The organism is Sulfitobacter sp. SBS6, assembly GCF_048285585.1.
Taxonomy (GTDB): domain Bacteria; phylum Pseudomonadota; class Alphaproteobacteria; order Rhodobacterales; family Rhodobacteraceae; genus Sulfitobacter; species Sulfitobacter pontiacus.
On record NZ_JBLWBA010000005.1, the window covers coordinates 1,130,064 to 1,150,027 of the forward strand.

The following is a 19,964-nucleotide window of genomic DNA, read 5'->3' on the forward strand; positions in this document are numbered from 1 at the left end:
CCTTCAGCCTTCCTTGGTTTGGCCGGTCGGCCCGTTATCTGTCTGCGCGTTATTATTTTGCGTGTCGTCGCTTTGGCTTTTGTCGCTGCGCGCACGCGCTTGCGCCTTGCGTCGGCCCATATTGGCTTTCAGCGCGGCTTTCAGCCTGTCTTCCCGCAATACATTGGGTTTTGGCGGCTTTTGTGGGGCGGTATCCTTTGACATGTCGATTGTCTAGCGCAGCGGACCGATATGGTCCAGATTACGCTTGCACCATATTGCGAATGGGTCTAATCACCCGCCCACAGTGCTGGAGTAGCTCAGTGGTAGAGCGCGTCATTGGTAATGACGAGGTCGGGAGTTCAATCCTCCCCTTCAGCACCAGATCCCCCCTTTAAACATATCGCTTTGCCCTGATGCCTTATTTATTTAGCGTCGCGGTTTTTGCATGTGCCATGGCTGCGCCTGAAGTCGTCGCAGCGCCCCCTGCCCCGGAACATCCCGAATCACGATGGCAGAAGAAAACCCCGACCGCTTGCGCCGCCGGGGTTTCGATTTTCACGTGAAGCAATTTAGCCGCGATATGTCAGACCGGCAAACAGACGGCCCTGATCGCGGTGGCGGCCCCCATGGACCGACCCTGCAACAGATGCCACACCGGCAATCAGCGACGCGGCGGCCAGCACAAAGGCGGTCAGGATACCGGCGTTACGCGCGGTTTGCGCAGCCTCAACCGCTGCTTCTTTCGCCTCTGCTGCGGCTTGTTCAGCCTCGGCCTTGGCAGCGGCTACAGCGTCTTCGACTTCCTGACGCGCTTCCTGTGCCTGGGTCACGATCTGGTCCACACGCTCTTTCGCCTGAGCCTGGGTCAGATCGGTGCGTGCGGCAACAGCGCCGGCAAGATAGGTCCGGTCTTCCTCGCTCACCTCACCCGTGCGGTAGATATTCGCGACGATGCTGGCGGTCTGCTCTGCCAATTGCTCGGGATCGGCTGTAAGCGGGTCGACCTGATTGGGGCGCAAAAGCTGGTTCGACAGGTAATCTGTCGGATCATTCTTGGCCTCATCCGGGATTGCAGCACCCGCCGCATCGGCCAGCCCGGAGGCAGCACCTCCCACGGCAGAGCCCGCAGCTTCGACGACCGTACCAGCCGCTTTGCCTGCACCCGCAGCAACATTGCCCGCGGTATTGGCTGCAAAGCTCAACGCGCTTGATAGCATCACGGCGGAGATCACAGAGCCGAGGCCCCAAACAACCAGACCGTTGATCCCGTCACGTGCAGTGACTTCATCATCCGTAGCGCTTTCGACGCGGCGGCGCATGCGGCCCGCGATATAACCACCGGCCAGATAGGAGGCGACGAGCGTGATCACCATCCACAGCGCGGTCAGCACCAGTTCAAGCGTCGATGAATTGTCAGTTCCGTCCAGCGTGATCGACGACAGGCCAAGTGCCGCGCCGAAGGTGGTCAGCAAGAGGCCGATCGCCACAGCGACAACAGTGCCCGCGAAAATTGCGGGCCAGTCGACATAGGATCCATCGGCAGTTTTTTCAGTAAGTGTCGTGTTCATGTAAATGCCTCCCCGGCGTTTGATTACGCCAAGCCGACCAGCGACAGCACCGCCATAACCACGACCACAAGACCAACGAGATAAATGATACCGCCCATTTTGAATACTTCCTCTTTGCGTGCCAGACGCGGGATGCACTGGCTTCACAAAGGCAACGTCAGGGAACCGGCATAGTTCCGCTGACCGCGCAAAATACTCGCATTGCGGGAGGTGGCAACGTGAGCGGGACGGGCAGTGACTAAGGGTCGCCCTGCCACGTACCATCAAAGATCATCTCGTCCACGGGGAGCCGTTTGCTCCAGCCTTTCACCTCAAGTTCGGGCGTCTGGTAAAGCTCGTCCACGTGGCCCAGACAGAGGTAGCCGACGATCTCTATCCGGTCGGGGATATTCAGCAGGTCACGCAGATCGGCATCGCGGAACACGCTGACCCAGCCCATCCCGATGCCCTCGGCGCGGGCGGCAAGCCAGAGGTTCTGGATCGCGCAGACGGTGCTGTAAAGATCCATGCTTTGATTATGGGTGCGCCCCAGCACGACCTTGCCGCCACGGCTGCGGTCACAGGTCACGCAGATATTGACCGGCGCCTTGCGGATACCTTCGAGCTTCAGCGACCTGTAGCTTGTCTGGCGGTCGCCCTCGAACATCTGGGCGGCTTCCTCGTTGGCGCGGTTGAAGGCTTGCCAGACCTGATCGCGTGCGGCCTGATCGCGGATGACGATGAAATTCCACGGCTGTGACAACCCGACGGACGGTGCGTGATGCGCGGCGGTCAGTATGCGGTGCAACACATCCTCGGCCAGTGGATCGGGTAAAAACTGATCGCGTACATCGCGGCGGGTAAAGATCGCCTTGTAGACGGCGTCGCGTTCAGCATCTGAAAAAGGCGCGGCGGGTGCCAGCGCAGAGGGTATCGGCATTGTTCAGTCCCCAACAATACGTTTAAGCGCCAATCCCGCTGTCCATGCGGGGCAAGCTGTACTGTCTGGCCGGTCTTCTGACTTAGGGTCGTCTGGTCCGCGCGCCTTCCCGGAATATTCCAGTGGCCTATGCGCAAACCATCCCCATTACAGCGTTGGGCACGTGCCGGAGTTTCACCAGCTTCCCGATTCTTCCGCGAGGCGGACACCAGACCCGGCCATTGGGCCACGGCTGTCCGCCCGGAACAAGCCCTAACGCGGGGGTCAGCCGCGTTTGGTTGCGAAAATCTTCTTCATCACGGCGTCGAACTCGTTCCACGAGATGACGGCCTTGTTGCCTGCATAGCCGTGATAATAGGACCGCCCGTTAGAGGTCGGGAAACCGGCCCAGATACGTGCGAGGTTTTCCATAAAGCGGTGGCGGCTGATCTTGCCCTTCTTGAAGGCGTTAAACCCCGCGTCGACCAAAAGGATATCCGCCAGCCCGTCCTGAACCGCCGAGGTAAAGCGGTCATTCTTGCTTAGCCCCGCCTGCCGCACCAGACTGCGCAGCGTGGATGGAATGAACTGGTATCGACCGATGGCATGCGGTTGGCCCGGCGTGCGGTCGATCCAGCGGTAGATTTCGCCGATGGTCATTTGCGTCGGACGCTGTGGCGGCAGCCGTTTGGCCCCGTATTGCACGGCGTCATAGCCCTTCGGACCCGCCTCGGCCCAAGCGATGAGGCTTTTGAGGTCCGCGGCCGTGCTGACCCCGCTGAGCTCTTGGAAAGACCGGCTGCGGCTGCTCACGGTTTTGGACCGGACCTGCGCTTTGGGCTGGACCTTATGGCGCAGCTTGATCTGACCCTGCCCTGCGGATTGCATGACGTTGAACGAGATGTCGCTTTGCATGGCAGAGCGCGCACCGGACAGGCTGAACCCTTCGGCGCTGACAGTGGTAGCGGCCAGAAGTGCCGCGGTTGCGATAATTGGTAGTGTGCAAGTAACTTTCATATCATCCCCCATGATGAAAAAATTTGTCATGGGACCATGGTGACCGCAGACGCCCGCGCTTTCATTTGCGCAAGCAGGTGGGTCGGGGCCATGGACGGATAGGACGGCATATCTTTTGGGATAGGGCGCTATCCCGCGGTGCGGTTGCCCCCTCCGTTCAGACGGGCTTGGGCGTTGAGGCACGCGGATCCGCCCCGGTGTTTCACCCGAATCCAAAGAGGGGATTCGCGGTAAACCACGGAAAAAACGCATAGCCCGCGACCCGCAAACGGGGCGTCAAGCCCGCATCCGGGGGCTAAGCCATGATATTCATTTACTTAATTCCCGCGCAGCGGTGGTCGTTTTGTCGGAGTTGCGCTATGATTAGTCGCAAATACATAAAATGGAGAGCATCTAATGACAGATGAAACGTCGCCGGGTATCCCGACACCCGACGGGGCCGCTGCCGTAATCGACACGGATTACGAGATCGGCCAAGACAACAAAGAAGGCAGCGTGGGGCCCTTCGGCTTCGACATTCACAACCCGGTCTTCGCGATCTCGGGTGTGTGTATTGTTGCCTTTGTATTCTATACACTCGCGCTGCCCGAACAGTCTGGCGCGCTGTTCACATGGCTGTTTTCGTCGGTGACAAAGGGCTTTGACTGGTTCTTTATCTCTGCCGGCAACATTTTTGTGCTGTTCTGCCTGTTCCTGATCGTCACGCCTTTGGGCCGTGTGCGTCTTGGCGGGGCCGAAGCAAGCCCCGACTATACCTACCTTGGATGGTTCTCGATGCTGTTCGCGGCGGGCATGGGCATCGGTCTGATGTTCTATGGCGTCTCTGAACCGCTATCGCATTTCTCGAGCTCCATGGGTGGCACAGCTGTTGGCGAAGACGGCCTGCGCACCGATTGGGCACCTTTGGGCGCGGCAGCGGGCGATCAGGCCGAAGCGGTGCGTTTGGGTATGGCGGCCACGATCTACCACTGGGGCCTGCACCCTTGGGCGATCTATGCCGTTGTTGGTCTGGCGCTGGCGCTGTTCAGCTATAACAAGGGTCTTCCCCTGACCATCCGCTCTGCCTTTTACCCGATCCTGGGGGAACGCGTCTGGGGCTGGCCCGGTCACGTGATCGACATTCTCGCCGTATTTGCAACGCTCTTTGGTCTGGCGACATCGCTTGGTCTGGGTGCCACGCAAGCCAACGCGGGCTTGAACGAGCTCTTTGGTCTGGCGGTTGGTCCAACAACTCAGGTTCTGCTGATCACCGGCATCACCGCGATTGCGACCGTATCCGTGCTGCGCGGCCTTGATGGCGGGGTCAAAGTCCTGTCAGAGATCAACATGGGTCTGGCGTTCTTGCTGCTGGCCTTCGTGCTGTTGGTCGGACCGACGCTGGCGATCCTGTCGACCTTCGGGTCATCGCTGCTGGCCTATGTGGAATATCTGCCAGGTCTGTCCAATCCGATCGGCCGTGAAGACGTCAACTTTATGCAGGGCTGGACATCGTTCTACTGGGCATGGTGGATCAGCTGGTCCCCTTTCGTCGGCATGTTCATCGCCCGCGTCAGCCGTGGCCGTTCCGTACGTGAGTTCCTGACCTGCGTCCTGCTGATCCCGAGCCTCGTTTGCGTCCTGTGGATGAGCGTCTTTGGTGGCATGGCAATCGATCAGGTGATCAGCGACGGCTACACCGCCGCGCAAGAGGCAGAGCTGCCACGCCAGCTGTTCGCCATGCTGGATGCGCTTCCGCTCGCCGGGATCACATCGCTGATCGGGATCGTCTTGGTCATCGTGTTCTTCGTGACCTCGTCTGACTCCGGCTCGCTGGTGATCGATACGATCACGGCAGGCGGCAAGGTCGACGCACCTGCGCCACAGCGCGTGTTCTGGTGCATCTTCGAAGGTGCCGTAGCGATCGTATTGCTGCTGTCTGCAGGCGGGCTAAAGTCGCTTCAGTCGATGGTTATCTCGACCGGATTGCCCTTTACTGTGGTGCTGCTGTTCCTGTGCTACGCAATCTTCCGCGGCCTGCGCGCCGAGATGAAGACGCAATAACGCAACCCGAACCGACGTTTGTGCTTTGCCGGTCAAAGCGCCTTATACCCCCCGCCGCCCCGTGCTGCGGGGGGTATTCTTTTGCACGACTCAGACAAACAAAAAGGCGCCCAAAGTATTCCGACTAAAACTGTCGGATTGACATACCCTATAATTTCAATCAGGTTTATGGAAACGTCTAGCCACCCCGCCTGTGATCACGGGGACGCCCGACACATATGATGTGAGGAGTCCCACGATGAGACCATTCCCCAGAACGCAGACTGCCGTTCACCGTCAGGACCAAGCCGCAGGGCTGCCTGATGATCGGTGCCGCGTGCAACGTTCCTTTTCCATGACCATTGATAGAGCAGCCCTATGACATTTCATGCCCCCCCAAAGACCCAAGCCCCGATGAACGCGCTGCCGACCTACTCTGCCCGCGACCTGACCGAAGGCGGAGATCTGGCCCAAATCGTGCTGGATACCCAGACCTACACCTTGCGAATCACACGCGCTGGCAAATTGATCCTGACCAAATGAATGACGCACATCAGCACCCCGGCGGTGCCCCGGTAGGGTTCATCACAGAGCTGGACAGCCTTCAGGCCGCGTCGGTCATCTATTTGCGGATGTGGTGTGACGGGCCTGATGCACAGGAAAAAGTCAGCAGTGATTTTGCCAGCGTCCTCGGCCACACCAACGGGAGCAAGGCGCTCGCTACGTTTGAACAGCTATGCTCGCTTTGTGCACGGTTCGGGCGGCGGCCTTTGATGCGCCATTCGGTCACGTGCAAATGTCTGGGATCGGACGAATCCTGCTTTGCGAACTTCATCGCGACAGCCACGGACGGACAGCGCGAAGACGCGATGCTGATCGCGACCCTGCTGGTCCGCGCCGATATGGCCCCGCTGGTGGCATCGCTTGCTGCGGATTTCGGGCTGGCGCTCAAACGGATGCGCCTGAGCGCGCCAAGCGAGGTCGCGCAAATGGAAGCAGCACCGACGCTGCATTAGCGGGCGCTTCGCGCGCCCGATCAACGCCTTACGTGCAACGCCACAACCCATTGAAATTTTTGTAAGGTTGCCGAAGTTTAATACTTGATTGTTTTTATCAGTCTTAGTAACCCGCCCGTGAATAGGTAGCCAATCGTCCAGACCAGCCCCCTAAAAACAGCCCGAATGGGCAATGACGAGGGCGATATGACTCAGACGAAAACACCACACAGCTTGCGTGGCCACACGGCCAGCCGCAGCATCGGCATGATGACGGCCGCCGCCATCGGCGCGACGTCTCCTGCAGCACTTTATGCGCAATCCAGCGACGAGCCGCTGCTGCTTCCCGGGATCGAGGTAGAAACCTCAGAGCCGCAGGCCGCCAAGCCCAAACCACAACCCGCCAAGAAACGCGCCGCGGCGACCCCTGCCCCCCGCGCGACACCGGCACCCGCCCCTGCACCCGTCGTGGCCGAGGCCCCCGTTGCTGCCGCCCCCGCCGCGCCCGTCGCTGGCGAGAACGGTCTGTCGCCCTACGCCAACCCCGAAGCCGGATATCAGGCCGTTCAATCGGGCAACTCGCTGCTGACGCAACCGCTGGTCGATACACCGCGCACGGTTACCGCCGTCACCCAGGAAGTGCTGCGCGACAAGAACGCGACATCGGTGCGTGAGCTCGCCCGCACCACCCCCGGCATCACATTGGGCACTGGCGAAGGCGGCAACGCATTCGGCGACGTTCTGTTCATCCGCGGCTTCCGGTCCTCCAACGACGTCTTCATCGACGGCGTGCGTGATTCCGGCGTTGCCGTGCGCGAAACATTTATGGCCGAACAGGTCGAGATCACCAAAGGCCCGTCTGGCTCCATCGGTGGGCGCTCGACCACCGGCGGCGCGGTCAATCTGGTGACCAAAAAGGCGCAGGATACGGACTTCGTCAAAACCACCACGACCTTTGGCACCGCCGATCTGGCGCGTCAGGAAGTCGACTGGAACAAGGTCTGGAACGACCGCTTCAAGACCCGCATCGGTGCCGTCGCCCAAGTCAGCGACGTTGCCGGCCGCGACGGGAGCAAAGACGACCGTCTGGGTCTGTCCATCGCTGCCGAATACGAAGCGACCGACCGTCTGACACTGGATTTCGAAGCCTACCAGCTGCAGATGAAACAGATGCCGGACTGGGGTGTGCCATGGGATGGCACCAACGGCGTGCCCTTCACCGAATCCGCTGCAGGCCGTCCAACGCTGGACCGTGATACCTTCTACGGCAACCCAGACCGCGATTTCCACGATGCGACACAAAGCGTTGCCACCTTCGGCGCGACCTTTGAAATCACACCGGGCATGACATTCACCAACCGCTCCCGTCTCAGCCGGACCGAGAACGACTATATCGTGTCGGCACCTGAACGCCCTGACACCTCGGATGCCGATCCGCAGAACTGGACGCTGACGGCTTCCCCCAAAAGCCGGTATCAGGTCAACGAAGTGGCGTCGAACACCAGCGAGCTTTCCTTTGGTTTCAACACCGGGTCGGCGCGCCATGACATGATCGCGGGCTTCGCGCTGTCGCGTGAAGAAATCAGCCAGCGCGGCTATGTCGGCCTATCCTCCGAAGTGGGGGGCGGCACTGCCGAGGACCGTCTCGAAGGGTGCTCCGTCGCGATCTACAACCCCGACACCAGCGGCTGTTCCACAGCGACACCTGTCCGCAGCGCCGATGCGACGCTGACCGATGTCACCACACGGTCGCTGTATCTGAACGACACGATCACCTTTAATCCGCAGTGGCAGTTGAACCTTGGTGCCCGTCTGGATGACTACAGCGTCAGCCGGACCACCACGCAAGCCGGTGCCGATACGCTGTCGCGCGATGACACCATGTTCAACTGGAATGCCGGTGTTGTCTGGAAACCCCGCGACAACGGGTCGATCTACCTGTCCTATGCCACCTCCACCAATCCTGTCGGGGATGAACTGGACGCAGGCGGCGGCAGCTACAACGGGATCGATTCCTCGAACCTGCTGCTGGAGCCTGAAGAAAACACCGCGATTGAACTGGGCACCAAATGGCAGTTCGGCAACCTGACCGCCACCGCAGCATTGTTCCAGACCACCAAGGACAATGCCCGTGAAAGCACAGGCGGCCGCGGCGCACCTGTTGTGACCACCGCGACCGGCGAATACCGCGTCCGCGGGATCGAGCTGGGCTTTGGCGGCAACATCACCGAAAAGCTGAGCCTGTTCGGCGGTGCGACCCTGATGGACAGCGAAGTGCTGAAAAGCAGCAACCCCGACAACGTTGGCGAAGAGTTCGCGAATATCGCGCACGAGCAGTTCAACGTACTGGCCCGTTACGACTATAACGACCAGTGGAGCTTTGGCGGCCAAGCCACATGGCGCGGCAGCGTTCAGGGCGGCACATTCGCGGCCACCAACGGCAACGAGCTGCCAAGCTACTGGCGCTTTGACCTGATGGCGGATTACCACATCACGGATGATGCCTCGGTCAACTTCCGCATCGATAACGTGCTGGACGAAACCTACTATGACGCGCTGTACCGCTCAGGCACGCCATTCGTCTACGTGGCACCGGGTCGCTCTGCGTCCATCTCTGTCAGCATGAAGTTCTAAACCACACACCCAAGGCTGGCGGCGCAGACCCGCGCCGCCAGCCGATCCCCTCGAAAGGATACACCATGTTGCTTTGCGTCGAAAATATCCTGTCACCGCAGGAAGTTGCCCATATCCGATCTGTGATCGACACGGCCCAATGGGACGACGGCCGCAACACCGCCGGCGCGCAATCGGCGCAAACCAAGCGCAATCAGCAAATTCCCCTCGACAGCCCCGTTCTGCCTGATTTGCAGACGCTGGTGCTCCAGCGGTTGATGGGCAACCCCACGTGGGTTTCCGCTGCCCTCCCGCTGCATGTCCTGCCCCCGATGTTCAACCGCTACGAAGAGGCAGAGACCTTCGGCGTGCATGTCGACAACGCCATCCGCGTGAACCCGCAAACCGGCCAGCGGCTGCGGACCGACCTGTCGTGCACGCTGTTCCTGAATGATCCCGACGACTATGACGGTGGCGAGCTGGTCATCGAAGACAACTACGGCACCCAGTCGGTCAAACTGCCGGCGGGGCACTGCGTGCTTTATCCGTCAACCTCGCTGCATCAGGTCACGCCTGTCACCCGTGGTGCGCGTGTTGCGTCCTTCTTCTGGGTGCAGTCGATGATCCGCGACGGCGGCCAGCGCGAGATTCTCTTCGATCTGGATCAATCCATCCAAGAGCTGTCGGCCAGCGCGGGTCTGAACGACCCGACCGCTGTGCGCCTGACCGGCATCTACCACAACCTCATCCGACAATGGGCAGAGACCTGATATGAAATTTCCAAGCATCCTTCTGGCGGCCGTCCTTGTCGCGACGCCGCAACTGGCCGCAGCCGACACTGCGTCGGTCAATATCGCGCTGATCACATGGGCTGACGAATGGATCGGCCCTGCCCTGTCCGAGCCGATGCGCGTGGCCGCGCAACAGGGCGGCCATTCGCCGCTGGCGATGTTCATGGGGGCCGATATCGTCGTGAAAGCGGTGATGTTCGGGCTGGCCATCGCCTCGGTTCTGGGCTGGGCCGTATGGGCGGGCAAGATCCTGCAGGTCAGCTGGGCCAACGCACGGCTGCGCCGGTCCTACCGCAAGCTTGCCAAGGCGGGTGCTATCAAAGGCGCGCAGGCGAAATCCTTCTCCGGCCCCATGCGCGCCATGATCCGCGCCGCTTTGGCCGAGATCGACATCTCTGACGGGTTGAACAAGGCGGGCATCAAGGAACGCGTCGCCTCCGAACTTTCGCGGATCGAGGCAGGGGCCGCGCGCGCGATGCAGTCTGGTGCGATGATCTTGGGCTCCATCGGGTCGACAGCACCGTTCATCGGGCTTTTCGGCACGGTCTGGGGCATCATGAACAGCTTTATCGGCATCGCTGAAAGCGGCAGCACCAGCCTGACGGTCGTCGCCCCCGGTATCGCCGAAGCGCTGCTGGCCACCGCCATCGGTCTGGTCGCCGCGATCCCCGCCGTGCTGCTTTATAACCACATCACCCGCGTCGTCACCGGCTACCGTGCGCGTGTGGGGGATGCCGCGGCGCTGGTGGAGCGCTGTCTGTCGCGTGATCTGGACCGTGCAGAGCGTACCGCCGACGTGCCCCATACCACCCCTGATATCGCCACCAAACTGGCAGCGGAGTAACCCCGATGGGCGTGCGACTTTCTGACGGCGGCGACGATCTTGCCCCCAATGCGGATATCAACATCACACCGTTTATCGACGTGATGCTGGTCCTGCTGATCATCTTTATGGTGGCGGCCCCGCTGTCTACCGTGGACGTCAACGTAGAGCTGCCGGTCGCCACCGGCAAACCCGCGCCGCGCCCCGATGATCCGGTCTTTGTCACCATCCATCAGGACCTCAGCCTGAGCGTGGGCGAAGAAGAGGTATCCTTGGGGGATCTGAACATGCGGCTTGGCATCCTGACCCGTCTGGATCTGGGCACGCGCATCTATATCAACGCCGATCGTTCGGTTCCCTATGGCGAGGTGATGGCCGTGATGAACCGTATGCGCAGCGAAGGCTATCTGAAGATCGGCCTCGTCGGGCTTGAGGACGAGGGCGGGGCCGCCCCTTCGGCGGCAGGTGACGTTGCAACCGCTCCCCCTGCCCCCGCTGCACAGGACACCGCGGAATGAGCTTTGCCTACGCCCCGCGATATGGTGCCGGGTTGATGCTGGGGGCCGGGCTGAGCATCGGCGTGCATGGCGCGCTGGTCGCACTTTGGCTGACACAGGCCGCGGCCTTCGAGCCACCGGAAGAAGCGGGCATTCAGGGCCGCGAGCTGATCGATCTGGCCGAGGTCGAGATGATCATGGCCGCGCCTGAAACCGACCTCCCCGACGGGCCACCCGCCGAGGATAGCCAAGCCACGCTCGAAAGCCCGGCCGAACGCGAGGAAGCCAAAGCGTCAAACGATCCGCTGCTGGCACAGATACCGCACACGCCGGACGACCCCGAACTGCAGTTCAAGATCGCCAACCCCGATCAGGAAGTCGACACCGACAAGGAGGCGACCGAAACGCCGACCGAGTTGCAGGAAGAGACCGAAAACGAGAACGCCGCGCAAAGCACGGCTGCCGCCCCCAAGGCAAGCGCGGGCCAAGACGAACAGGACCAAAGCGCGGCCAAGGAACAGGGGCTGACAGATGCCGAACGCGCAGAGATCACGGATTGGCAAAAATCGCTGGTTCTGGCGTTGAACGCGGCCAAGGATTACCCCCGCCGCGCCCGCGAAGCCCGCGCAGAGGGGACCACAACCGTGGCCTTCACGCTGGATCAATACGGTCAGATCAAGGCGCGCGAGGTTTCCAAATCCTCCGGCTGGCCCGTGCTGGATCAGGCCGCGTTGGATATCTTTGACCGGCTACAAACACTGCCGCGCCCGCCCTCAGCCATGGGTGCCGGCCCGTTCAATCTGGCAATCCCGATCAGCTATCGCTTTCGCTGATCGGGTCGCCGCCGAAGGCTGTGACCATATCGGGGGTGATGTCCGCGACTGTTGCGCAGCCGCATAGGGCCATCGTCACTTCCAGCTCGTCCCGTAAGCGACGCAACACCTGACTGGCCCCGCGTGCCCCGTCGACGATCAACCCGTGCATCACGGGGCGACCGACCAGCACAGCTTCAGCCCCAAGTGCCAGCGCCTTAAACACATCGCTCCCGCGCCGGATGCTGCCATCCAGATAGACCGGCACATCCTGTCCCACAGCCTGCACCACGGCAGCCAACTGCGTGACGGGGGCCGGAACAGTATCCAGCACCCTGCCCCCGTGGTTTGACACGATGATCCCCGCAACACCGGCATCGACAAACCGCTGCGCATCCGTGGCACGCAGACAGCCTTTGATGATCACCGGAACGGGGCTGTCCGCAATCAGCCGCGTCAGGTCTGCCCATGTGGGGGCAAAGACCATCATCCCGTCGAACACCACGCTCTGCCCGTCTTGCAACTGCGGTCGCGGCGGTTGCGGCAGCGGGTCCAGCATCACGGGGCGCACGCCATCCGGCAGCGCAAAGCCCGCGGCAACCTCGCGGTCGCGCAGCCCGTTGATCGGCGCGTCAAGCGTCACCACCAGCGCCTCTGCCCCGCAGTCCACCGCGCGGTTGACCAAAGTCATCGTGCTATCGTGATCCGCCTGCATATAAAGCTGGAACCAGCGTCGCCCGGGGATGGTGGTGATGTCTTCGGGCGCGGTGCTGGTCTGGCAGCTGACCACCATCACCGCGTCTTGAGCGGCAGCGGCCATTGCAGTCGCAGTTTCGCCATCCGTGTGGAACAGCCGTTGGAACGCCATCGGCGCGACCATGATCGGATGCGCCGCGGGCTGCCCCAATATCGTCGTGCGCGTATGGCCGCCTGCACAGTCAGCCAACAGGCGCGGCAACAATCCTATCCGGCCAAAGCTGGCGCGGTTCTGGCGCAGCGACAGCTCCCCTTCTGCGCCGCCTTCAAGGTAGGCAAACACATCAGCGGCAAGGGTCGCGTGGGCGGAGGCTTCGAAATCTGATAAGGTCACAGGCATACCCAACAGATCGCGCAAAACGCCCGCCGCCACAAGCGACTTAAATACTCAGGTATATCGTTTAGACGCGTTGGACGTATTCCAGCATCGCGTCATCAACCTCGTCCCCACATAGAACAGAGACTTCGCCCGTCGTCTCGAAGACGGCGGCACGCACATCGCTCAGCCGCATGACATTGGATTCGCGCAGCTTCTCCATCAGGTCACTGCGTGACACGCGATTGACCCGCATCGCCTCTTCGCAGATCTTGCCATTCTCCATCAGATAGACCGGCGCGTTCTGGATGGTATGCAAAGCGGTTTCAGACCGACGGCGCAGATAGGATAGGCCGAACTGGAAAAGAAACAGGCAGGCCGTCGCGACCAATGTCTGGAAGAACGCCTTCCAATCCGCCGCTTGCGCCGCCCCCGCCAGCAAAGAGCCGAAGGCGATGGTGGTCACAAAGTCGAAGTTCGTCATTTTGGAGAAGGAATTGAGCCCGACGATCCGCACCATGAGGATGATCCAGATCAGCGCCACACCGCTCAGCACGAAGCCACGGGCCAGAACATCCAGTACCGTATTGTCGAAAAACATATAATTCCTTCTTTTCTGGATTGATCAGGCGTCGGATTGACGCGCTTTTTCTTCTTTCTCGTCGCGTTGTTGAGCACGCGATTTCGGCACGTCGCCCTCGCCCGCGGGCCACCCTTCGCGCTGCGCGCGGCGGTCGCCGTCGGTCGCTTCGGTCTGGTCGTGGAACAGATGCACCTGCGTCGGATAGGGCATATCGATGCCTTTTTCGTCCAGCGCCTTATAGACGGCCTGCAGCACCGCCCCGAAGGTATGGATCTGCGACGCACGGTCCGATTTCGTCCACCACCGCAAGCGGACAATATTGGCGGAATCGCCCAGTTCGACCGGTATCGTTTCAGGGGCTGGGTCGGCCTCTACACCCTCAACGCTGGCGCAGGCATCCTGCATGACCTTGCGCGCGGTATCCCAATCGTCGCTGCAGCCGATGCCGATGTCATATTCCGACCGGCGCGTGTCAAAGGCGGTATTGACCACCACGCTGTCTGTATAGATGTCCGAATTCGGGATCACCACGCGGCGACCGTCATAGGTCTTGATCATCGTGGCGCGGGTCTCGATCTTTTCGACCGTGCCCTCATGCCCGCCCGACACGATCTGGTCGCCGACTTCAAAGGGCTGACGCAGCAGGATCAGGATACCTGCCAGCATGTTCTGCAAAATGTCCTTGAACGCGAAGCCGATCGCGACAGAGCTGACGCCCAACCCGGCAATCAGATCCCCCGGTGTGACCGTCGGGGCGACGATGGTCACCGCCAGCATGAAGCCGATGATCGTCACGGCCCACCGCATCAGCGCCCCGCCCACGTCGCCCAAATTCTCGCGTCCGCGGCGCCCGGCGGATTTGCGGATCAGCGCGCCGATGCCCATTCCCAGAAACCAGAACACCACGGCCACAACCAGCGCGACGCCGATATTCGGGAGCAATCTGAAAAAGCCGTCCAACCAGCCGTCAAGTTTATCGAAAATCAGGCCGGGGTTGGCGTCGACTTCTTCCATGGGTTCTTCCTTACTCATTACTGAATCAGCGGGAGCAAAAAAGGCCCGTTCTCACGTCGCTATTTGATCACATCCCCAAGACAAACGACCCGAAACAGCGGCAGGTTCCCGAAACACCCTTGGTATATGCGCTGCAAACACGTCCAAGGCCGCAAGCGCTTTGTGTGAAATGAGCAACAGCGCCATAATTCCGCCAGTTTCAGAAACCATTAACGATGGCAGAGAAATTCAAGTGATGCAGAGCGTACAACCCTCTGTGCAGGACTGAGTTACAGGGCAACGATGACAATTCCGCGCAAGCTAGCCTACTTTCAACTTTTTACCCTTTGCGTCTGCATCGGGCTTTCCTTTTTGTTCTTCTTTGTGGCGGGCAATACTGTGGAGGTCCAAGCGCAGGACAGGTTTCACGCGTTGGTCAGCCAAGGGCTGTCGTCAATGGGGCGGCGCGCCGACGAATACGGCAGGACGCTCGACGGTGTCGCGGGCTTTGTCGCTGCCTCTGACGAGGTGACGGCGCAGGATATGGAGACCTACGCGACGTCGGTCCATATTGCCGACGGTTCCTACGTGCTGGACGCCATCGGCTTCGCCGTGCCTGTGTATGACGAAACCGACGGCACGCTGAAGGACTTCGTGATCCAGCGCGCCACACCGACGGAAAACTTCGCCGGCATGGTCGGGACAGAGTTTTCAAGCAACGCAGATCTTCTGGCCACGGCCCTCGCCACCTATGCAAGCGGCGAGACGCTTTCGACAACCCCTGCGCTCCACGGTGAAAACTGCCATGCCCTGCTGATCAAACCGATTTTCCGCCCTGCCGCCGCTTCTGACGGCACCCGCGATCCTGATGCGGCGTTTCTGGGCGTCGCCTTTGCGATGGTCGATGTGGACGAAATCTTTAGCGATCTCTTCGCCGCGCAAAATGACCTCATCACGCTGGATGTGTCCTTCTATGATGAGAATGGCACCCCGTTCCAGCACGATCCAACCGTCGCCAGCGATGCCCCCCCACCGGCGTTTGAATTTTCGCGTGACCATACGGGCTATGGCCAACGCATGACCCTGCACTGGGCCAGCACCCCCGCGTTCGAGGCCGCGCAACCGAACAACGCCAAATGGATCGTGCTGGCGCTGTCGCTGACCATCACGGCGCTGATCCTGATTATCCAGTCGGTGATCCTGAAACGTAATCTGACAATCAACCAGACGGTGGCCGACAAAACCCGCGAGCTTGAGACCCAGCACCAAGAGAAACGATCAATCCTCGAAAACGCGATGCTGCCGATTATCTCGGTCCGGCAATCGGGTGAAATACTGCATCTGAACGATGCCGCGCGACAGCATCTGATCGCGGCCGGGCACCGCAAGGACGCGACGGGCGACTTCGTGCAAGACCTGCTGCCCGAGGTCGACATCCACCGTGCCGACGGCGGGGCGAAGGTCGTCGTTCCGCCCCACAATGGTACGACAGAACCCCGCACACTTGAGGTCGAGAAGAACACCTGGCTTACCGCCGACGCAGAGACCCGTATCACCTTGATGCTGCGCGATATCACCGACAGCGAACGCCGCACGCTCAAGATCGCGGAAACCGAACAACGGTGGAGCCTCGCGCTCAGCAGTGCACATATCGGGGTCTTCGACATTGATCTGGAAAATGGCACATCTGTGGTGTCGGACACATGGCGCGACATCATGCACCACCCCGCTGATCCCGCCTGTCAGAACCCCTATTACGATAAGATGCAGCATGTGCATCCCGATGATGCGGCGGTGGTCAAGAAGATCGAACTCGCCTGTCTGAACGGGATGACCGACCGCGCCGAGGCCCGCTTTCGCATCCGCGTCGGTCAGGACAACTGGCGCTGGATCAAATCGGATGCGGTCGTGGTAGAGCGGGCGAAGAACGGGCGCGCCCTGCGGATGCTGGGTATCCAGATCGACATCACCGAAAGCAACAAGCTTGAACAGATGAAGCACGACTTTGTCGCCACCGTCAGCCACGAACTGCGCACGCCGCTGACCTCTATTAAGGGGGCGTTGGGGCTGCTTGAGGCCCAGACACAGGACGATCCGGATGCCGGCGCGGTGCGTCTGGTGCAGATCGCCACGGCCAACTGCGACCGGCTTGTCGCGCTGGTAAATGACATTCTGGACATGGAAAAGATCAACGCAGGCAGCATGACCGTTGTGCCGAAACCGGAAAAGCTGGGCGATATCGTCACCCTCGCCGCCGAGCAGGTAGAGCCTTATGCCAGCGAGTGGAAGGTCGAGATCGACGTAGACACGCCCGATCCCGATCACCATGTGCTGACCGACAAGAACCGCATCATGCAGGTGCTGACCAACCTCTTGTCCAACGCCTGCAAGTTCGCCTACCCCGAAACCGCCGTGACCGTGACCACAGCGCCGGTGGGCGACATGACCAAAATCTCTGTCACCAATCTGGGCAACGGCATTTCAGAGGAGTTCCGCGAACGTATCTTCCAGCCGTTCTCGCAGGCCGAGGCATCGAACACGCGACAGCGCGGTGGCACCGGGCTTGGGCTCAATATCTCGCGCCATCTGGTAGAGGCCATGGGCGGGGAGATCGGGTTCGACAGTGTGCCGGGGGAGGAAACCGTATTCTGGTTCACCTGCCCCTCGACCGAAGACCCCGACGTGGCGATGGTGGCCTAAAGCGCCAGATCGGCGATCAACATGTCCTTGGTGTAATCGGCCTTCAGCTTGCGCGGCCCGTTGCGCCCGCCTTCGACCACGATAAAGCTGTCGCCCAGCGCATAGGCGAAATCGGCATTCTGTTCGACCAATACAATTGCCATCTCGCCTTGGGTGCGCAGCAACCGCAGCGCATCCCCGATCTGCTGGATCACATTGGGCTGGATACCTTCAGTCGGTTCGTCCAGCAACAAGACCCTCGGTCGCGTGATCAGCGCCCGTGCGATGGCAAGCTGCTGCTGCTGCCCGCCCGACAGATCCCCCCCGCGCCGCGCTTTCATCTCCCGCAAGACAGGGAACAGGTCGTAAATGTGATCGGGAATGTGGTGGTCGGTCTTGGGCAGGCAGGCAAACCCCGTCTCTAGGTTCTCCTCCACCGTCATCATCGGGAAAACCTCGCGCCCCTGCGGCACATAGGCAATGCCCGCATTCGCCGCCTGAAAGGCCGTGGTCAAACGCACAGGTGTCCCGTCAACGGTGATCGTGCCCGCCGACGCTGGATGCCGCCCGGCAATCGCCTTGAGGGTGGAGGTCTTGCCGACCCCGTTGTTGCCGATCAAGGTCGTGATCTGCCCCTTGGGGGCCTGAAAGGACACCTCGTAAAGAATGCGGCTTTGACCATAGTGCAGGTCCAGATTTTCAACTTCAAGCATGGCCGCGCCCCAGATAAACTTCGATCACTTTCGGGTTGGATGTCACGTGGTCAAGACTGCCTTCGGCCAGCACCGATCCTTCGTGCAGCACCGTGACCTTGCAGTCGAGCCTGCGCACGAATTCCATGTCATGTTCGACCACTACCACGGCGCGGGTCTTGGCGGCACGTTTCAGAATATCGGTGGTCTTTTCGCGTTCCTCAACCGTCATGCCGGCGGCGGGTTCGTCGACCAGCAGCAGGCGCGGCTCCTGCGCCAGTAGCATGCCGATCTCAAGCCATTGCTTCTGCCCGTGGCTCAACTCTCCGGCGATGCGGGTCAGGCTCTCGGTCAGGCCGATCTCTGCCGCGATGCCTTCGATCCGCGCAGCGTTGGACGGGGTCTTGCGGTGCAGCAGGACGGCCAGCGGCCCACGCGGGTTCTTCAGCGCCATCGCAAGGTTCTGCCGCACGGTCTGCGCCTCGAACACGGTGGGTTTCTGAAACTTGCGCCCCACCCCTTCGTTCGCGATATCCGCCTCTGACATACCTAGCAGCGATATATTCCGCTCCCCCCAGACGACATGGCCGCTGTCGGGGCGCGTCTTGCCGGTGATGATGTCCATAAAGGTGGTCTTGCCCGCCCCGTTCGGCCCGATCACAGCGCGCAGCTCAGGCTCTGCGATCTGGATCGACAGGTTGTTGATCGCCTTGAACCCGTCAAAAGATTTCGACACGCCGGAGACTTCTAACAGGGTATCGTTCATGACGGTTTCCTCACCAGATAATCAAACAGGCCGCCGATCCCCTTGGGGAAGAACAAGGTGACGCAAACAAAGGATACGCCAAGCAGCACCAGCCACCAGTCGGTCCATAGGATCGTATAGAACCCTAGATCGATGGCAGGGGCACCGCCCCCTGTGAACCAGCTGGACAGCAAGGATACGAATGCCGCCCCGATCACCGCGCCGTAAAGCCGCCCGCGCCCGCCAATCGCGACCCAGACCGCCAGATAGATCGATGCAATCGGCGCGATCTCTGCCGGGTTGATGATGCCGGCCTGCGGGTAATAAAGCGCCCCGGCGATACCGGCGATCACGGCGGTCAGGGTAAAGATGAACAGCTTGTAGCGTTCCACACGGTAGCCAAGGAAGCGGACGCGGGCCTCGTTATCGCGGATGCCTTGCACCACGCTGCCCATCTTGCCCGATACCACCCAAGCAAACAGGATATACCCAAGCGCCAGCGCCAGCGCCGACCCCATAAAGAACACAAGGCTGATGGTCGCCTGCGAGGTGTCTTCGTACCCCGGAATATTCTGCAAACCGGAAAGCCCGTTGTTGCCGCGCAGACCACTGTCGTTCTGGAACAGCCACAGCGACAGCGCCAGCGTCATCGCCTGAGTCAGGATCGACAGGTAAACGCCCGTGACACGGCTGCGGAATGCCAGCCAGCCAAAGACCAGCGCCAGCAGCCCCGGCACAATCACCACCATCAGCAATTGCAGGAACAGACTGTCGGAAAAGGCCCAGAGCCACGGAAAGTCAGAGCTGCCAACGACGCCGAAGATCTGGTTGCCGATGGCGTCCTGCACCTCTTGCGGTGTGGGCGGGATCACCTGACCTTCAAGGCTTGCTAATACGATGCCTTCGGTGCGTGCATACATCAGCCACATGCCGATGGCATAACCGCCGATGCCGAAGAAGGCGAAATGCCCGAGGCTCAGGATACCGCAGTAGCCCCAGACCACATCCATCGCGATGGCGATCAGACACAGGCACAGCGTCTTGCCCAATGTCTTGACCATAGAGGTAGAGATAAGGCCCGTGCCTGTCGCCTCTGACCCGATGGCGACCGCGAGGGTAAACAGCCCCAACAGCGCGATGAACCACAGGACGGAAGGGTTTTCGGAAAGGAATGTTTTACGCATG

Annotated in this window: 19 protein-coding genes, 1 tRNA gene and 1 riboswitch; of the genes, 10 read left to right on the forward strand and 10 right to left on the reverse strand. The window is 60.8% G+C overall.

Translation table 11 applies throughout. The annotated features are described in order from the left end of the window. Positions 1-3: 3 nt before the first annotated feature. The gene (locus ACNQ62_RS08810) at positions 4-204 is read right to left on the reverse strand and encodes a hypothetical protein (protein ID WP_009826219.1); all 201 of its coding nucleotides are present in this window, start codon (positions 202-204) and stop codon (positions 4-6) included. Between the two features lie 84 nt (positions 205-288). On the opposite strand from ACNQ62_RS08810, the gene ACNQ62_RS08815 reads away from it, so the two are divergent. After that, positions 289-363 (forward strand) — tRNA-Thr (locus ACNQ62_RS08815). A gap of 188 nt (positions 364-551) precedes the next feature. On the opposite strand, the gene ACNQ62_RS08820 is transcribed toward ACNQ62_RS08815, so the two are convergent. The 3 genes from ACNQ62_RS08820 to ACNQ62_RS08830 form a co-directional block, all read right to left on the reverse strand. After that, positions 552-1,550 (reverse strand): hypothetical protein, encoded by a 999-nt coding sequence (locus tag ACNQ62_RS08820; protein ID WP_288960855.1) that lies wholly within the window; start codon positions 1,548-1,550, stop codon positions 552-554. 238 nt (positions 1,551-1,788) lie between these two features. Next, a complete protein-coding gene (bluB, locus tag ACNQ62_RS08825) occupies positions 1,789-2,469 on the reverse strand; it encodes a 5,6-dimethylbenzimidazole synthase (protein ID WP_260004960.1) in 681 nt (226 codons plus the stop codon). Positions 2,470-2,518: 49 nt separating this feature from the next. Beyond that, a riboswitch (cobalamin riboswitch) is annotated at positions 2,519-2,697 on the reverse strand. Positions 2,698-2,733: 36 nt separating this feature from the next. Beyond that, positions 2,734-3,495, reverse strand: coding sequence for a hypothetical protein (locus ACNQ62_RS08830; protein ID WP_005851877.1), 762 nt, complete (start codon positions 3,493-3,495; stop codon positions 2,734-2,736). 366 nt (positions 3,496-3,861) lie between these two features. Here ACNQ62_RS08830 and ACNQ62_RS08835 point away from each other — a divergent pair, with 366 nt between their 5' ends. The 8 genes from ACNQ62_RS08835 to ACNQ62_RS08870 all read left to right on the forward strand — a co-directional run bounded on the left by ACNQ62_RS08835 (position 3,862) and on the right by ACNQ62_RS08870 (position 12,036). Continuing rightward, positions 3,862-5,505, forward strand: a complete 1,644-nt coding sequence (locus ACNQ62_RS08835) for a BCCT family transporter (RefSeq protein WP_418094679.1) — start codon at positions 3,862-3,864, stop codon at positions 5,503-5,505. Positions 5,506-5,862: 357 nt separating this feature from the next. After that, a complete protein-coding gene (hemP, locus tag ACNQ62_RS08840; RefSeq protein WP_009826214.1) occupies positions 5,863-6,027 on the forward strand; it encodes a hemin uptake protein HemP in 165 nt (54 codons plus the stop codon). Beyond that, a complete protein-coding gene (locus ACNQ62_RS08845) occupies positions 6,024-6,500 on the forward strand; it encodes a hypothetical protein (RefSeq protein ID WP_005851872.1) in 477 nt (158 codons plus the stop codon). The genes hemP and ACNQ62_RS08845 overlap by 4 nt, the downstream gene beginning before the upstream one ends. Positions 6,501-6,686: 186 nt before the next feature. Then, on the forward strand, positions 6,687-9,113 hold the full coding sequence (locus ACNQ62_RS08850) for a TonB-dependent receptor (protein WP_418094680.1): 2,427 nt from the start codon (positions 6,687-6,689) through the stop codon (positions 9,111-9,113). Between the two features lie 65 nt (positions 9,114-9,178). Next, positions 9,179-9,862, forward strand: a complete 684-nt coding sequence (locus ACNQ62_RS08855; protein WP_037943522.1) for a Fe2+-dependent dioxygenase — start codon at positions 9,179-9,181, stop codon at positions 9,860-9,862. 1 nt (position 9,863) lies between these two features. After that, positions 9,864-10,727 carry a tonB-system energizer ExbB gene (gene exbB / locus ACNQ62_RS08860; protein ID WP_418094681.1) on the forward strand — a complete coding sequence of 288 codons (864 nt, stop codon included), beginning with the start codon at positions 9,864-9,866 and terminating at the stop codon, positions 10,725-10,727. Between the two features lie 5 nt (positions 10,728-10,732). Then, positions 10,733-11,224, forward strand: a complete 492-nt coding sequence (gene exbD, locus ACNQ62_RS08865) for a TonB system transport protein ExbD (RefSeq protein ID WP_317937722.1) — start codon at positions 10,733-10,735, stop codon at positions 11,222-11,224. Continuing rightward, the gene (locus ACNQ62_RS08870; protein ID WP_418094682.1) at positions 11,221-12,036 is read left to right on the forward strand and encodes a TonB family protein; all 816 of its coding nucleotides are present in this window, start codon (positions 11,221-11,223) and stop codon (positions 12,034-12,036) included. The genes exbD and ACNQ62_RS08870 overlap by 4 nt, the downstream gene beginning before the upstream one ends. On the opposite strand, the gene ACNQ62_RS08875 is transcribed toward ACNQ62_RS08870, so the two are convergent. The 3 genes from ACNQ62_RS08875 to ACNQ62_RS08885 all read right to left on the reverse strand — a co-directional run bounded on the left by ACNQ62_RS08875 (position 12,017) and on the right by ACNQ62_RS08885 (position 14,684). Further along, positions 12,017-13,111: an alpha-hydroxy acid oxidase gene (locus tag ACNQ62_RS08875; protein ID WP_418094714.1), complete on the reverse strand. Its 1,095-nt coding sequence runs from the start codon at positions 13,109-13,111 to the stop codon at positions 12,017-12,019. The genes ACNQ62_RS08870 and ACNQ62_RS08875 overlap by 20 nt on opposite strands. Before the next feature lie 61 nt (positions 13,112-13,172). Then, positions 13,173-13,688: a DUF421 domain-containing protein gene (locus ACNQ62_RS08880; RefSeq protein WP_005851858.1), complete on the reverse strand. Its 516-nt coding sequence runs from the start codon at positions 13,686-13,688 to the stop codon at positions 13,173-13,175. Between the two features lie 24 nt (positions 13,689-13,712). After that, the gene (locus tag ACNQ62_RS08885) at positions 13,713-14,684 is read right to left on the reverse strand and encodes a mechanosensitive ion channel family protein (RefSeq protein WP_348655776.1); all 972 of its coding nucleotides are present in this window, start codon (positions 14,682-14,684) and stop codon (positions 13,713-13,715) included. A gap of 282 nt (positions 14,685-14,966) precedes the next feature. On the opposite strand from ACNQ62_RS08885, the gene ACNQ62_RS08890 reads away from it, so the two are divergent. Continuing rightward, a complete protein-coding gene (locus ACNQ62_RS08890; protein WP_418094683.1) occupies positions 14,967-17,363 on the forward strand; it encodes an ATP-binding protein in 2,397 nt (798 codons plus the stop codon). Here ACNQ62_RS08890 and urtE read toward each other — a convergent pair. The 3 genes from urtE to urtC are packed head-to-tail and all read right to left on the reverse strand — an operon-like array spanning position 17,360 to position 19,963. Beyond that, the gene (gene urtE / locus ACNQ62_RS08895; protein WP_064216776.1) at positions 17,360-18,055 is read right to left on the reverse strand and encodes an urea ABC transporter ATP-binding subunit UrtE; all 696 of its coding nucleotides are present in this window, start codon (positions 18,053-18,055) and stop codon (positions 17,360-17,362) included. The two genes, ACNQ62_RS08890 and urtE, sit on opposite strands and share 4 nt — an antisense overlap. Beyond that, complete coding sequence (gene urtD / locus ACNQ62_RS08900) at positions 18,048-18,800, reverse strand: urea ABC transporter ATP-binding protein UrtD (protein WP_005851852.1); 753 nt, start codon at positions 18,798-18,800, stop codon at positions 18,048-18,050. Before urtD ends, urtE begins: the two co-directional genes overlap by 8 nt. Further along, positions 18,797-19,963 (reverse strand): urea ABC transporter permease subunit UrtC, encoded by a 1,167-nt coding sequence (gene urtC / locus ACNQ62_RS08905; protein ID WP_418094684.1) that lies wholly within the window; start codon positions 19,961-19,963, stop codon positions 18,797-18,799. Before urtC ends, urtD begins: the two co-directional genes overlap by 4 nt. Between the last annotated feature and the right edge of the window lies 1 nt (position 19,964).

Coding starts and splice junctions, on each gene's coding strand:
- ACNQ62_RS08810 (WP_009826219.1), bottom strand. CDS start 204: ATGTCAAAGGATACCGCCCCACAAAAGCCGCCAAAACCCAATGTATTG.
- ACNQ62_RS08820 (WP_288960855.1), bottom strand. CDS start 1,550: ATGAACACGACACTTACTGAAAAAACTGCCGATGGATCCTATGTCGAC.
- bluB (WP_260004960.1), bottom strand. CDS start 2,469: ATGCCGATACCCTCTGCGCTGGCACCCGCCGCGCCTTTTTCAGATGCT.
- ACNQ62_RS08830 (WP_005851877.1), bottom strand. CDS start 3,495: ATGACAAATTTTTTCATCATGGGGGATGATATGAAAGTTACTTGCACA.
- ACNQ62_RS08835 (WP_418094679.1), top strand. CDS start 3,862: ATGACAGATGAAACGTCGCCGGGTATCCCGACACCCGACGGGGCCGCT.
- hemP (WP_009826214.1), top strand. CDS start 5,863: ATGACATTTCATGCCCCCCCAAAGACCCAAGCCCCGATGAACGCGCTG.
- ACNQ62_RS08845 (WP_005851872.1), top strand. CDS start 6,024: ATGAATGACGCACATCAGCACCCCGGCGGTGCCCCGGTAGGGTTCATC.
- ACNQ62_RS08850 (WP_418094680.1), top strand. CDS start 6,687: ATGACTCAGACGAAAACACCACACAGCTTGCGTGGCCACACGGCCAGC.
- ACNQ62_RS08855 (WP_037943522.1), top strand. CDS start 9,179: ATGTTGCTTTGCGTCGAAAATATCCTGTCACCGCAGGAAGTTGCCCAT.
- exbB (WP_418094681.1), top strand. CDS start 9,864: ATGAAATTTCCAAGCATCCTTCTGGCGGCCGTCCTTGTCGCGACGCCG.
- exbD (WP_317937722.1), top strand. CDS start 10,733: ATGGGCGTGCGACTTTCTGACGGCGGCGACGATCTTGCCCCCAATGCG.
- ACNQ62_RS08870 (WP_418094682.1), top strand. CDS start 11,221: ATGAGCTTTGCCTACGCCCCGCGATATGGTGCCGGGTTGATGCTGGGG.
- ACNQ62_RS08875 (WP_418094714.1), bottom strand. CDS start 13,111: ATGCCTGTGACCTTATCAGATTTCGAAGCCTCCGCCCACGCGACCCTT.
- ACNQ62_RS08880 (WP_005851858.1), bottom strand. CDS start 13,688: ATGTTTTTCGACAATACGGTACTGGATGTTCTGGCCCGTGGCTTCGTG.
- ACNQ62_RS08885 (WP_348655776.1), bottom strand. CDS start 14,684: ATGGAAGAAGTCGACGCCAACCCCGGCCTGATTTTCGATAAACTTGAC.
- ACNQ62_RS08890 (WP_418094683.1), top strand. CDS start 14,967: ATGACAATTCCGCGCAAGCTAGCCTACTTTCAACTTTTTACCCTTTGC.
- urtE (WP_064216776.1), bottom strand. CDS start 18,055: ATGCTTGAAGTTGAAAATCTGGACCTGCACTATGGTCAAAGCCGCATT.
- urtD (WP_005851852.1), bottom strand. CDS start 18,800: ATGAACGATACCCTGTTAGAAGTCTCCGGCGTGTCGAAATCTTTTGAC.
- urtC (WP_418094684.1), bottom strand. CDS start 19,963: ATGCGTAAAACATTCCTTTCCGAAAACCCTTCCGTCCTGTGGTTCATC.